The sequence below is a fragment of the Streptomyces bullii genome (genome assembly GCF_042657145.1).
In the GTDB taxonomy this organism is placed as follows: Bacteria; Actinomycetota; Actinomycetes; order Streptomycetales; family Streptomycetaceae; genus Streptomyces; species Streptomyces bullii.
On record NZ_JBHSNY010000002.1, the window covers coordinates 92,967 to 105,046 of the forward strand.

A 12,080-nucleotide genomic window follows, 5' to 3' on the forward strand; every position below is an offset into this window, starting at 1 on the left:
TCCCGCGGGGCCGGTCAGTCCGCCTCACCCATGAACGGCCGCACCTCGATCGGCAGGGTGGTCGCCAGGGCGGCCTTGCGGCCCCAGGTGAGGGCGGCGTCCAGGTCGGGCGCCTTGATCAGGCAGATACCGCCGAGCGTCTGCTTGCCCTCGGCGTACGGGCCGTCGGTGACCAGGACGTCGCCGTCGCGGGGCCGCACCACGGTGGAGGACTCCGGCCCGTGCAGCCCCCCGGCGAAGACCCAGGCGCCGGCCTCGCGCAGCTCCCGGTGGAAGACGTCCAGGTTCGCGCCGATCTCGGCGAGGACCTCCGGAGCGGGCGGTTCCCCGACGGGCTGCATCACGCTGAGCAGGTAGTACTTCATGACGGCCTCCTTGGCCTCGTGGGGTTCTCTCACCTCCTACACGAACGGCACACCCCCGGTTCGACACCTCGCCTGACCGAACCGCGAGAATTTTTCCCATGACCACCGCGCCCCATGCCCTCGTCGCCCGTGCCCGGAAGCTGGCCCGCGTTGTGCTCTCCCCGCACGCCGAACACGTCGACCAGGAGGGCGTGCCCGCGAGCCACGTCGAGGAGATCAAGCGGTCGGGGCTGCTCGGGGTGGGAGCGCCGGCGCGGTACGGCGGAGCGGACGCGCCGGCCGCCGTGGCGCGCGAGACGGCGGAGATCCTGGCCGGAGCGTGCTGCTCCACGTGGTTCGTCCAGACCCAGCACCACACACCGGTGAAGATGCTCGCCACGTACGACTCTCCGGCCCGGGAGAAGCTGCTGCGTCCGCTGGCGACGGGCGAGTTGCTCGCCGGGATCGCGTACGCCCACGTCCGCTCCTTCCCCCGGGTCCCCGTACGGGCGGTGCCGGAGCGCGGCGGCTGGCGCTTCGACGGCACCGTGCCCTGGTACACCGGCTGGGGCCTGAACGACGTGATGCTGCTGGCCGGGGTGACGGAGACCGGCGAGGTGGTGTTCGCGTTCACCGAGGCGCGCCGGCGGACGGGCCTGCGCCCGTCGCCGCCCATGCGCCTCGCGGCGCTTGCGGCCGCCCGCACGGTGTCCCTGGAACTGGCGGGCCTGTGGGTGCCTCAGGAGGCCGTGGTCGTGCGCGTCCCGCACGACGACTTCGCCCGGATCGACCTGCCGAGGAACACCAACGCGAGCCCGGCCGTCTTCGGGGTGGCCGACGCGGCACTGGACCTGGTGCAGGCGGCACCGGACGGCGCCGAGACCGCGCGTGCGCTGCGGGCCCGGCTCGACGAGGTCCGGCGGGAGGCGTACGCGCTCGCCGACCACCCGGTGCCGCACGAGCGGATCGGGGAGCGGCTGGCGCTCAAGACGCGCGCGTACGACGTGCTGCGCGCGGCGACGACCGCGGCGGTCGTGGCCGGGGGCGGCCGGTCCATGGCGCTGGACAACCGGGCCCAACGGCTGGCCCGCGAGGCCGTGTTCCTGCTCGTGCAGGGGCAGACGGCCGACGTACGCCGGGCCCATCTCGACGCGCTGGCCTCAGGTGGAGCCGGTCCCCTCTGACGCGCACACCGCACCGGAGCGCACCGCGCCCGCGAACGCCCCAGCGCCTGCGCATGCGCTGCGCCTGCGCATGCGCATGCGGATGCGCCTGGAAGGGGCAACCCGGCCGATCTCGGATCCCGGGCCGGAGAGTCGGCGCGGGTGACGCGGCCAACTCCCGGGAGACGCGGGGGAGATCGCCCGGGTTGCCGGGACGGGGCGGTCAGTCGTCGTCCTGCGACGGGACCACCACGAGGAACGCGTCCGACTTCAGGTCCATCACGACCGTCGCGGGCTCACCCTCGGCGCGGCGAGCCGCCGCGTACTCCTCCGCCGGCCACGATCCGCGCGGAGCTCCCGCAGGAAAACGCTCCAACACCTTCGCGCCCATAGCGGCAGACACCTCCAGAATCGACCGATCCACTCGAACCGACTTCTCTCCTCCACATCGGCTGCCCTCGATCGGCCCGAACATGTCGCAGCGCTTCCGACCTCTACACATAAAGGACAAATAAGAGGAGAATCTACAATAAGCGGTTTTCACCGCAACCGGACCGGATGCGGTCAGGCGTGCAGTCGAAGGAGACGAGTCATGGCCGATGTGCAGCCGACCAGAGGCGACATAACCAGCCACCCTGATGCCTACGAAATGCGGGAGCGCTACGCCCGCATGCTCGGCGGTCGCGACGTGGCGCTGGTGGACGGACCGGTGTTCCTGCTCGGTCTGTACTGCGCGGTATCCCCCTGGATAGTCCACTACACGACCAGCCAGCCCTCCCTCGCGCCCCACAACCTCATCGTGGGGATCGCGATCGGCCTGCTGGCCCTCGGATTCACCCGCGCGCCGGAGCGCATGTACGGCCTCAGCTACGCCATGTGCGCCATGGGTGTGTGGATGATCATCGCGCCGTGGATCGTCGGCGCCGACCCGGACGCCGGTGTGATCTGGAACAACGTCATCATCGGCGCCCTGGCCGTGGCCCTCGGGCTGGTCTGCGCCGCTACGGCGGCGAGGAGCGCCCCGAAGCCGTAGGAGGAGCTGGGCACAGACGGGTCCTGGCAGAGCAAGGGAAGCCGGCCAAGGCCGGTCCGCGTACCGCGCGGGCCGGCCGATCTCACGGGATGTGCCGGGCGGGCCAGGGCGTGTGCCCCAGGGGGCGTCCCTGCGGCTCACGCCCGGCTCACCTGTGAGGGACGGGGACGGACTGTCCCGGTCGTCAGCGGGCAGACGCAGGAGTGCGGGGGTCCTCAGGAGAAGGGGCGGAGATGGAGATCGACGGCATCATCAGCGCCATCGTGATCGGCATCGTCATCGGCGTCCTGGGCCGGCTCGTCGTCCCGGGCCGCCAGCGCATCGGCATTCTGTGGACGATCGCTGTCGGCATCATCGCCGCGCTGATCGGCTCCGCGATCGCCGGCGCGTTCGACGTGGCCGACACCAAGGGCGTCGACTGGGTCGAGTGGCTCATCCAGATCGGTCTCGCCGCGCTCGGCGTCGCCGCGCTGGACCGCGCGAAGGCACGCCGCTGACCTGCGGGCACGGTGACCACCCGGCCGCGCTCGGCGTACGGCCCCTCAGTGAGCTGTCGCGCGCAGCGCGGCCAGCCCCGCGCGGCTGGACTCGTACACCGGCACCCAGCCCAGCTCGCGCTCGGCCTTGGCCGTGGACACCCGCAGGGCCGTCGACATCACCGTGTGCGCGTACGACGCCGGCCGCATCAGCCACAGCGGCACGGTCATCGGTTTCGGCACCCCGAGCTCCTCGGCCACGCACACGACATGGGCGCGGAAGCCGAGCGGCGTGCGGTCGGCGATGTTGTACGCCTGACCGGGGCGGCCGCGCTCCACGGCGGCGACCACCGCGCGGGCGGCGTCCGTGAGCTCCACCCACGGCACGACCCGTCCGCGGTCCTCGGGCACCGGCAGCTGCCGCCTGCGCAGCAGGGGCAGCAATGCGTCGGTGCCGCCGGGGCCGTAGAACAGGCCGAAGCGCAGCGCGACACCCTCCAGGCCCGGTGTGCCGCAGGTGAGCCGCTCCTTGGCGCGCATGGCCGCGACGTGCCGCTCCAGCTCCCGGTCGGTGCCACGCGGGCCGAACGGGTCGTCCTCGGTGAGGACGCGGTCGCCGTGGTCCCCGTAGCCGTAGCCGAACACCATCGACTCCGCCACGAAACGGCGTGCCCCGGTGACCTGGGCGGCCTCCACGAGGTGGGCCGTGCCGTCGGTGCGCAACGCGTCGGTGGCGTGCATGTCGCGGTGCCGCAGAGGTGTCTTGCGCAGGGCGGTCGCGGCGTGGATCACGGTGTCGAAGTGGTGACCGTCGACGGCGCGCAGCACCGCGTCGCGGTCCATGAGGTCGGCCCGGATGCCGTTGTCCCGGCCGCGGCCCAGCCCGGTCACCTTGTGTCCCGCCCCGGTCAGGGCGCGGGCGACGTGCCGGCCGAGGACGCCGCTCGCGCCGGCGAGAAGGATGCTCTGGCTCTTCTGGATCGTCGTCATGCCCGTGCGACGGATCGGACGGCCCCGGATGTGACATCGCGGGCCGGGCCCGTGCACGGGGCACGTCTAGGCACGTACACGTACGGCGTCGTGGTGCTCAGCGCGGCGAAGCCGAGGCGTTCCAGGATGGGACGGCTCCGGCTGGAGGCGTCGACCTGGAGGTAGCGGTAGCCGCGGTCCGCGGCGGCCCGGGCCCGGTGCGCCACCAGGGTGCGGTAGATGCCCCGGCCGCGCCAGGCCTCGACGGTTCCCCCGCCCCACAGTCCGGCGAACCGCGTGCCGGGCACCAGTTCCATGCGCGCCGCACTCACCGGCTCGTCGCCGGCCAGGGCCACGACCGCGACCACGGAGTCGGGATCGGCCGTCAGCCGGGCGAGGAGCTGGTGGCGCAGCCATGAGCTGTCCGTGCCGAACGCCTTCTCGTGCACGTCGGCCACGAGATCGACGCCCGCCCGGTCGGTGACGGGCCGGACGCGGATGCCCTCGGGCGGGTCCGCGTCGAGGGTGAGGCCGACGACCTCGCCGATCATCAGCGTCTCCCGCGGCCCGGCGGTGAAGCCGGCCGCGCCGAGCCGCTGTCCGAGGTCCACGGGCCGGTCGTGCCCGTACAGCTTCCACTCGAACTCCAGGCCGAGGCCGGTGAAGTACGCGATCTGCTCGGCGATCGCCGCGTCCGCGCCCGCCTCGTCCAGGTCGGACCACACGACTCCGTTCCAGCCCTGCGCGGAGGCGACCTGACGCACCACCTCGCCCGTGCGCTCGACACGGGCGCCGGGCCCGTCGGGCCGCGCGCCCGCGCGCAGGTCCCGGTCGAAGAGGGCGAGTGTCCCGGCGTGATCCATGGGCTCACTCCAGCATGCGCCGATCCGCCGGACAACGGGTTTGCACCGCCGCGGCGGTGACCGTGGGGGTGATCACCACACCGTGCGGCGGGTCCTGCGCCATGGTCGTGAAGGACGTCGAACTGCGGTAGCGGCGCCATTGCGTGGCGTCGGCGGCCGAGGCTCTTCAGCCATCCCCGACTCGGCCGGCCGTGTGGCGAGCGGGCCGGGGCGGTCTGCCACCCGGCGGGCCGTACCGCCCGAGATGCAGGGCCGAACGGTGGGTGCCTACGATCGACAGGAATCAGACCAGGGGTGAGCCCCCGAACACGGGCCGCCGACCGGGACGCCGACCCGGCTGCCGGGTGATGCCGGCCCGGCTGCCCGGGCGTGACCCGTTGCGTCCGCAGGGCCGAGCGGCCACGGAGGGCGGAGACGGCCATGATCACGCACAACGACGACGTGGACTGGAACCGCTGGCCGGTCGCCGACTACCTCGCGGAGAACTACCGGGAGGTGCATCCCGCGGACGCCGCGGTCATCGCGCACCACTCCGCCTTCTACCGGCGTCTCGCGCCCGGCAGCGTCGCCCGTTCCGTGGAGTTCGGCGCCGGGCCCAACCTGTTCCCGCTGATCCTGGCGTCCGCGGTGAGCCGCCGGATCGACGCCGTGGAGGCGGGGGCGAGCAACGTCGCCTACCTGGAGGAGCAGATCCTCCACCGGCCCGACGCGAGCTGGCTGCCGTTCCACGCGCTGTGCCGGGAGCTCAACCCCGCCGTCCCCGCGACGCTGGCCAAGGCGCTGGCGCCGGTGTACGTCGTCCACGCCGATGTCCGCACCCTGCCCGCCGGGCTGTACGGCCTGGCGTCGATGCACTTCTTGGCCGAGGGCGCGACCGAGGACTTCGCGGAGTTCACCGCCTTCTGCCGCGCCTTCGTCCGCTGTGTCGTGCCCGGCGGGTACCTGGTGGCCGCGTTCATGGAGGACATGCCGACCCACCGGATCGGGCCCGCGTCGCGCTGGCCGGGCTGCCCGGTGGATCCGGACGCGGTGCGGGAGGTGTTCGCACCGCTGACCAGGGAGCTGACGGTCACGCACATCGACCCCGATCCGACGCTGCCGGACTACGGGGACTCCGGGATGGTGCTGCTGACGGGGGTGGCGGGAGCGGTCGCCTGAGCCCTGCCGAGGGAGTGGTCCAAGGCCCCGCCGGTCACCCGGCCGACGGAACCTTCTGTCCGTGGTGTCCCGCCGTGACGCGCCCGGCGTGGCTCACGGGGGGCGGCCGACGGAGTCAGCGAGACGCGGTCGGCGGTGCGGTCGGTCAGCCTTGCCCCCTGGGGCGGAAGCGCCGCCGCAGGACGACTCCTCCCGCGACGAGCGCCGCGCTCGCGCCGAGGACGGGCAGGGTGTGGTCGGCACCCGTGTGGGCGAGGGAGCCCGTCGCGCGCGGCGGGGTGAGCGCCGCCGGCTCGGGTGCGGTACGGGCGCGCGGCGGTGCCGGCGGCTCCGGCCCGTCGGGACGCGCCGGACGGTCGGGGTCGGCGGGACGGTCGGGGCCGGCCGGGCGAGCGGGGCTCTCACCGGGGCCGTCGGAGGAGTCGTTGCCGGTGGAGGCGTTGCCGACGCCGACGACGTCGACGGTGTTGCCGCTGACGTTCACCGGCAGGTGCACGGGCATCTGCACAGCGTTGCCGGAGATCACACCCGGTGAATCCTGTGCCCCGGCCTCGGCGGCCGCTCCGCCGGACGCGCCGTCCCCGTCGTGGTCGGCGCAGCGGTTGCCCGCGGCCGGGTTGAGGAGTCCCACCACGTTCACGGTGTTCCCGCACGCGTTCACCGGGACGTGCGCCGGGAGCTGGACGGTGTTGCCGGAGATCAGGCCGGGCGAGCCGGCCGCGGAGCCGTTCGCCCCGGAGTCGGCGTACGCCGGCAGTGCCACGGCCATCGCGCCCGACGCGGCGGCGACGGCGATCACACCGTTTCGGGTAACCCGTCTCATAGGTTCCCTGCCTTCCAGACATGGTCGCGGGCGCTCGCCCGCACCGGGTAGAACGCGGGCGAACCATCCGAGTTATGGCTTGTCTGCCTTTCACTCCATCGAGCGTCAGGGTTGTCGAACTACCGGTAAAACCCGTCGTATGCGCGGGGCAGGGGACGCGGCACGGTCCCGCCCGTCCGACAGGCGCGGTCTTCGGGGCGCACTTATGGTGAGCGAGGACGCCGGTTCCCGGTCCGCTGTGGGGCGTCCCTGGAGGCATTCATGCTGGCCAAGCTGTCAACGCGACCCCCGGTCGGGCGCTGCGCGGTCACCGGCGCGGTCGCCCTGGTGCTGCTCGGTGCGGGGCTGCCGGCCGCCGGTGACGCGCGGTCCGACCTGACGCGGTTCTACCGCCAGAAAGTCAGATGGTCGGCGTGCGAGGGCGCGGACGTGCCCAGGGAACTGCAGTGCGGCAAGGTCACCGTTCCCCTCGACTACTCCCGGCCCGGGGCGGGCACCCTCGACCTGGCGCTCGCCCGGTACCGGGCCACGGGCACGTCGCGCGGCTCGGTGCTGCTGAACTTCGGCGGTCCCGGCGGCTCGGGCGTGAGCGAACTCGCCCTCGCCGGCGAGGAGTTCATGGGCCTGACGGAGGGCTACGACGTGGTGGCCTTCGATCCGCGCGGCGTCGGCCGGTCCTCGCCGGTCAGCTGCGGCGACGCCTCCGACGACGCCCTGGAGGCGACGGGCGGCGGGGCGAGCTCCGATCCGCAGGCCGTGCTCGGGACGCTGCGCGAGGCGGCCGCCGAGTGCGCCGCGCACTCGGGCCCCGTCCTGCGTCACATAGGCACGGTGAACGCCTCACGCGACCTGGACGTGATGCGCCAGGCGCTCGGCGACAAGAAACTCAACTACCTCGGTTTCTCCTACGGGACGCGCCTCGGTGCGGTGTACGCGGCCCAGTTCCCCGACAAGGTGGGCCGGTTCGTGCTGGACGGCGTGGACACGCTGACCGAACCGCTGGCCGAGCAGGCCCTGGTGGGCGCGCAGGGCCAGCAGACCGCCCTGGAGAACTTCCTCACCTGGTGCACGAAGACCATCACCTGCCCGTTCGGACAGGACCCGCGCGCCGCCCGGGAGCAGGTCGTCCGCCTGGTGCGCTCGCTCGACGCGGAGCCGGTGCCGACGGACTTCGGCAACGAGTTCTCCGGGCAGGACCTCGCGGGCGCCATAGGACAGGGCCTGTACAGCCGGGAGTTGTGGCCCCTGCTGGAACGCGCCCTGGCGCAACTGCTGGAGGACGGCGACACCCGGGGCGTGGAGGCCTTCGGCACCGGCGGCGTGACGCTCCCGGTGCGGCGGAAGGCCGACGGGGGTCTCGTCGACGAGCAGGACGTGCCCCTGGACAACCTGCCGGCGGCGCTGATGGCGGTCAACTGCGCGGACGACCCCGACCGCCCCGCCGCCGGACAGGTCGAGCGCGACCTCGCCCGGTTGCGCGCCAGGTACGAGAAGGCGTCGCCGGTCTTCGGGCGGTACCGGCTCACCCAGATCCTCATGTGCTACGGCCGTCCGAAGGGCACCGACTTCATCCGGGAGAAGGTGAAGGACGTCGACACGCCCAGGATGCTGCTGGTCGGCACCCGCGGCGACCCGGCCACGCCGTACCGCTGGACGGTGGAGACGGCCGAGCGGCTCGGCTCCTCGGCGGTGGTGCTCGACAACCGGGGCGAGGGCCACACCGGCTACGGGTCCTCCGCGTGCGTGCAGCGCAAGGTCGAGGACTTCCTGCTGTACGGCTCCCTGCCGCGCAGCGGCAGCTCCTGCGGCTCCGAGCACGACGCCTGAGGCCTCTGGCCCCTGTCCGTCGTACGGACACGGAGGCCGACGAACTGGCTGCACCAGCCATCTACAGTTCTCGGATGCTCGTGGCGGCCCGCCGGCGCAGCTCCTCGGCGACCTGTTCGGCGTCCGGCACGGAGACGGCCAGACGGGCGTAGGGCTCCGGCCGCCACAGGTCCACGAGCACGACGGGAACGCCTGCGCGCACCGCGGCGAAGTCCCGGCCGAAGGCGTGTCGCCGTTCGCCCAGGCAGAAGCGGCCGGGACGGCAGCGGCCGGTGAGCCGGACGCCGCGCAGGCCGCGCCACCAGTCCGGCTCGACCCGCACCGCCTGCACGTCCGCCAACGGCACCCGCACCTCACGGCACCGGGCCACGAGCCCTTCCCGCCAGGTCAGCCGGACGGCGACGTCCTCTGCGTCGACGATCAGACGTGCCATCGCCGTCACCTCCGCCACCAGCGTGCACCCGTGCGACCGCTCCGGCCAGAGCTCCACCGGTGCGCCACCGGACCGGAGAATTGCCCCAAATGCCCTACAGGCGAATCAGTCCTATGGTGCTGTCATGGAGCACGATCTCAGTCCCGCGACCCTCGCCGAGCTACGGCGTCCGCGCCCCTACCCCGCGGTGTCCGTGCTGACCCCGACGCACCGGCGCGAGCCCTACCACGCCCAGGACCAGGTCCGGCTCCGCAACGCGGTGGCCGAGGCCAAGAAGCAGCTGGAGGCCGATCCCGCGGTCAGCCGGGAACGCCGCGCCGCGGTCACCCGGGAACTCGACCGGGCCCTGACCGAGGTCGACCTGACGCACGCCGAGGACGGCCTGGTGATCTTCGCCGCCCCGGGTGAGCACCAGGTGTGGTCGCTCGCGCGGCCCGTGCCCGAGCGTGTGGTGCTTTCGAACACCTTCCTGACCCGCAACCTCGTCTCCGCGCAGACCGCCGAGCGGCCGTTCTGGGTGCTCTCGCTCGCCGCCGACCGCGTCACGCTGTGGAACGGCGGGGCGGGCCACGTCGTGGAGGAGCGCACCGGCGGCTTCCCGCTGACCAGGAGCGTGGAGAACTTCGACCCCGAACGGGTGGAGCGGATCGGTGACCCGCCGAGCGCCTTCCGTGACGAGAGCACCCGCCGGTTCCTGCGCGAGGCCGACACCGCGATGAGCGCGGTCCTGCGCGACCACCCGCGGCCCCTGTACCTCACCGGCCAGCCCGCCGCCCTGTCCCTGCTGGACGAGGTCGGCAGCGTCGCCCAGCACGCGGTGCACGTCCCGCGCGGCGGGCTCGCGGACGCCGGCCCCGAGACGGTGTGGCAGACCGTGCGTCCGGTGATCGAGGCCGAGGTCCGCAAGAGCGCCGAAACCGTGGCCCGGGCGCTCGAATCCGCCCGGAGCCGCCGGGAGTTCGCGGCGGGTGTCGACGAATTGTGGCGCAGCGCCCGGGAGGGCCGCGTCCGGCTGCTGGCCGTCGAGGAGAACTACCGCATGACGGTGGTCGACGCCGGTGACCACCTGATTCCCGCCCAGAGCGGCGATCTCGACGCCCGCGACGACATCGTGGACGAGATCGTGGAGCAGTGTCTGGCGACCGGCGCCGACGTCCGGTTCGTACCGGACGGCACGCTGGGGGACGCGTCCGGGATCGCCGGGGTACTGCGGTACTGACCGCCGGGCAGCCGACGGAAACTACGCAGCGTGACCGTCCTGACGGACGCGCCACAGGGAACACCGGACCCTCGAACACACGGGTGAGCGCGACACCGACGCGCCCCGCCATCCGCCAAGTCGCGTACCATGCCCACGACTTGATCCGCTCGGCGACGTCCTCCGAACGCACCGCGGAATCATCCCGTGAAGACAGTGGCATATGCCAGAAGCACCGCCCGATCGTGTGTTGCCAAATCCCTTACAGCGCGTCGCGGGCTGTGCGACAGTCGTAGCGGTCCCTCCGTCCGCCTTGGCCGTACCGTTCCCGCATCGGAGTGCCTCATGCCGTCCCACCTCTCCGCGGACCGCCCAGCCGCCCAGCCGCCAGGACGCGGCTCGGTCGACGCGCTCATCTCGCAGGCGCGGCGGCTCAAGGGCGAGGTCGACGCCGTACGGCGCGACGCGCGAGGCGACGGATCGGACCCGCGGGAACGGTGGCAGCGCGCGCTGTGCGACCTGGCGCTGCACCAACTCCACGATCTGGACCAGCACTTGGCACAGCTGCGGGACGGTCCACTGCCCGCGCCCGAGACGGCGCCCCCCGTCCGGGCCGCGGCCCGGCACCCCGCGCTGCTCAGCCGGGTCGGCACCGCGGAGTGGAACCTGCTGACGGACGGGGCCGACTGGTCCGGGGAGCTCTACGCGATCCTGGGCCGCGACCCCGCCGCTCCCCCGCTCACCCTCGACGAACTGCCCTCGCTGGTGCACGACGAGGACCGTCCCAGGCTGACCGCGATGGTCACGGACTGCCTCGTCGACGCCCGGCCCATCGACGGCGAGTTCCGCGTCGTACGCCCGGACGGCGAGATCCGGACCGTGCACATGATGGGCGAACCGGTGCTCGACGCCGACGGCGGCACGGCTTCCATGTGGGCCGTACTGCGGGACGTCAGCGAACTGCGCCGCAGCCAGCGCGTGGAGAGCGAGACCCGTGACTCGCTCGCCCGCCACCGGCGCGACGCGCAGGCCGAGCACCGGCTCGCGGTCGAGTTGCAGGAAGCCGTGCTGCCGCCGTGGCGCGGCTCCCTGCGGCTCCCGCGCCAGGGTCCGCGCACCCTGGACCTCGCGGCCCACTACCTGCCGTCGTCGACGAGCACCCTCATCGGCGGCGACTGGTACGACGCGATCGAACTGCCCGACGGCGAGACACTGCTCAGCGTCGGGGACCTGACCGGGCACGGCGTCGCCGTCACCTCGGGCATGGCCATGCTGCTGGGCGCCGTACGCGGCATGGCGATGGCGGGCACCCAGCCCGGTGCGCTGCTGGCCCTGCTCAACCAGTTGGTGGACGCCACCGCGGAGCCGGCCCTGGGCAGCGCCGTGTGCTGCCGGTACCGGCCCGGCACGCGCACCCTGGTGTGGGCGCAGGCCGGGCACCCCGCCCCGCTGCTGTTCCGCGACGGGACGGGGCGCGTGCTCGACGCGCCGGACGGCGTCCTGCTCGGCGCCACCACGGGCGCCGCGTACGGGCAGGCCGAAGAGACGCTCCGGGTGGGCGACCTGCTGCTCCTCCGCACGGACGGGCTGGTGCCCGGACACGGCGGCACACAGGCCACGGACCTGCTCCTCGACATGGCCGCGCGGTTCGCCGAGGGCCGCACCGCGCAGGACTGCGTACGGATGATCGCCCAGGAGTTCGGCGAGACGGAACGAGCGGACGACGCCTGCTTACTCGTGGCCAGGGTGGCGTCGTAGTCGGAGCGGCCGGGAGAGCCGGCGCACAGTCCCCC

General features: G+C 73.2%; 13 protein-coding genes. 7 read left to right on the top strand and 6 right to left on the bottom strand.

From position 1 onward, the window contains the following. Nucleotides 1–14: 14 nt before the first annotated feature. Nucleotides 15–365, bottom strand: coding sequence for a YciI family protein (locus ACFPZJ_RS04640; protein WP_381018960.1), 351 nt, complete (start codon nt 363–365; stop codon nt 15–17). A 98-nt stretch (nt 366–463) separates the two neighbouring features. Between ACFPZJ_RS04640 and ACFPZJ_RS04645 the strand changes: the two genes are divergently transcribed. After that, nucleotides 464–1,528, top strand: a complete 1,065-nt coding sequence (locus tag ACFPZJ_RS04645; RefSeq protein WP_381017567.1) for an acyl-CoA dehydrogenase family protein — start codon at nt 464–466, stop codon at nt 1,526–1,528. Nucleotides 1,529–1,730: 202 nt separating this feature from the next. On the opposite strand, the gene ACFPZJ_RS04650 is transcribed toward ACFPZJ_RS04645, so the two are convergent. Next, entirely contained in the window at nt 1,731–1,898 is a 168-nt protein-coding gene (locus ACFPZJ_RS04650) for a hypothetical protein (protein WP_381017570.1), read from the bottom strand. Between the two features lie 201 nt (nt 1,899–2,099). Between ACFPZJ_RS04650 and ACFPZJ_RS04655 the strand changes: the two genes are divergently transcribed. Together ACFPZJ_RS04655 and ACFPZJ_RS04660 are read left to right on the top strand one after the other, a co-directional pair. Then, entirely contained in the window at nt 2,100–2,540 is a 441-nt protein-coding gene (locus ACFPZJ_RS04655) for an SPW repeat protein (RefSeq protein WP_381017571.1), read from the top strand. A 233-nt stretch (nt 2,541–2,773) separates the two neighbouring features. Continuing rightward, a complete protein-coding gene (locus ACFPZJ_RS04660; protein WP_381017573.1) occupies nt 2,774–3,037 on the top strand; it encodes a GlsB/YeaQ/YmgE family stress response membrane protein in 264 nt (87 codons plus the stop codon). Nucleotides 3,038–3,082: 45 nt separating this feature from the next. Here the strand turns inward: ACFPZJ_RS04660 and ACFPZJ_RS04665 are convergent, their stop codons facing one another. Then, complete coding sequence (locus ACFPZJ_RS04665; protein WP_381017576.1) at nt 3,083–4,006, bottom strand: NAD-dependent epimerase/dehydratase family protein; 924 nt, start codon at nt 4,004–4,006, stop codon at nt 3,083–3,085. After that, the gene (locus ACFPZJ_RS04670; protein ID WP_381017578.1) at nt 4,003–4,848 is read right to left on the bottom strand and encodes a GNAT family N-acetyltransferase; all 846 of its coding nucleotides are present in this window, start codon (nt 4,846–4,848) and stop codon (nt 4,003–4,005) included. Before ACFPZJ_RS04670 ends, ACFPZJ_RS04665 begins: the two co-directional genes overlap by 4 nt. 420 nt (nt 4,849–5,268) lie before the next feature. Between ACFPZJ_RS04670 and ACFPZJ_RS04675 the strand changes: the two genes are divergently transcribed. Continuing rightward, nucleotides 5,269–6,006, top strand: a complete 738-nt coding sequence (locus ACFPZJ_RS04675; protein WP_381017581.1) for a class I SAM-dependent methyltransferase — start codon at nt 5,269–5,271, stop codon at nt 6,004–6,006. 145 nt (nt 6,007–6,151) lie between these two features. On the opposite strand, the gene ACFPZJ_RS04680 is transcribed toward ACFPZJ_RS04675, so the two are convergent. After that, entirely contained in the window at nt 6,152–6,829 is a 678-nt protein-coding gene (locus ACFPZJ_RS04680; protein ID WP_381017584.1) for a chaplin, read from the bottom strand. Between the two features lie 261 nt (nt 6,830–7,090). Between ACFPZJ_RS04680 and ACFPZJ_RS04685 the strand changes: the two genes are divergently transcribed. After that, nucleotides 7,091–8,656 (top strand): alpha/beta hydrolase, encoded by a 1,566-nt coding sequence (locus tag ACFPZJ_RS04685; protein WP_381017587.1) that lies wholly within the window; start codon nt 7,091–7,093, stop codon nt 8,654–8,656. Nucleotides 8,657–8,717: 61 nt separating this feature from the next. On the opposite strand, the gene ACFPZJ_RS04690 is transcribed toward ACFPZJ_RS04685, so the two are convergent. Continuing rightward, entirely contained in the window at nt 8,718–9,089 is a 372-nt protein-coding gene (locus ACFPZJ_RS04690) for a hypothetical protein (protein WP_381017590.1), read from the bottom strand. Nucleotides 9,090–9,213: 124 nt separating this feature from the next. Between ACFPZJ_RS04690 and ACFPZJ_RS04695 the strand changes: the two genes are divergently transcribed. Further along, nucleotides 9,214–10,308, top strand: a complete 1,095-nt coding sequence (locus ACFPZJ_RS04695; RefSeq protein WP_381017592.1) for a baeRF3 domain-containing protein — start codon at nt 9,214–9,216, stop codon at nt 10,306–10,308. Nucleotides 10,309–10,632: 324 nt separating this feature from the next. Beyond that, nucleotides 10,633–12,045 carry a PP2C family protein-serine/threonine phosphatase gene (locus ACFPZJ_RS04700; RefSeq protein ID WP_381017594.1) on the top strand — a complete coding sequence of 471 codons (1,413 nt, stop codon included), beginning with the start codon at nt 10,633–10,635 and terminating at the stop codon, nt 12,043–12,045. Nucleotides 12,046–12,080 lie beyond the last annotated feature (35 nt).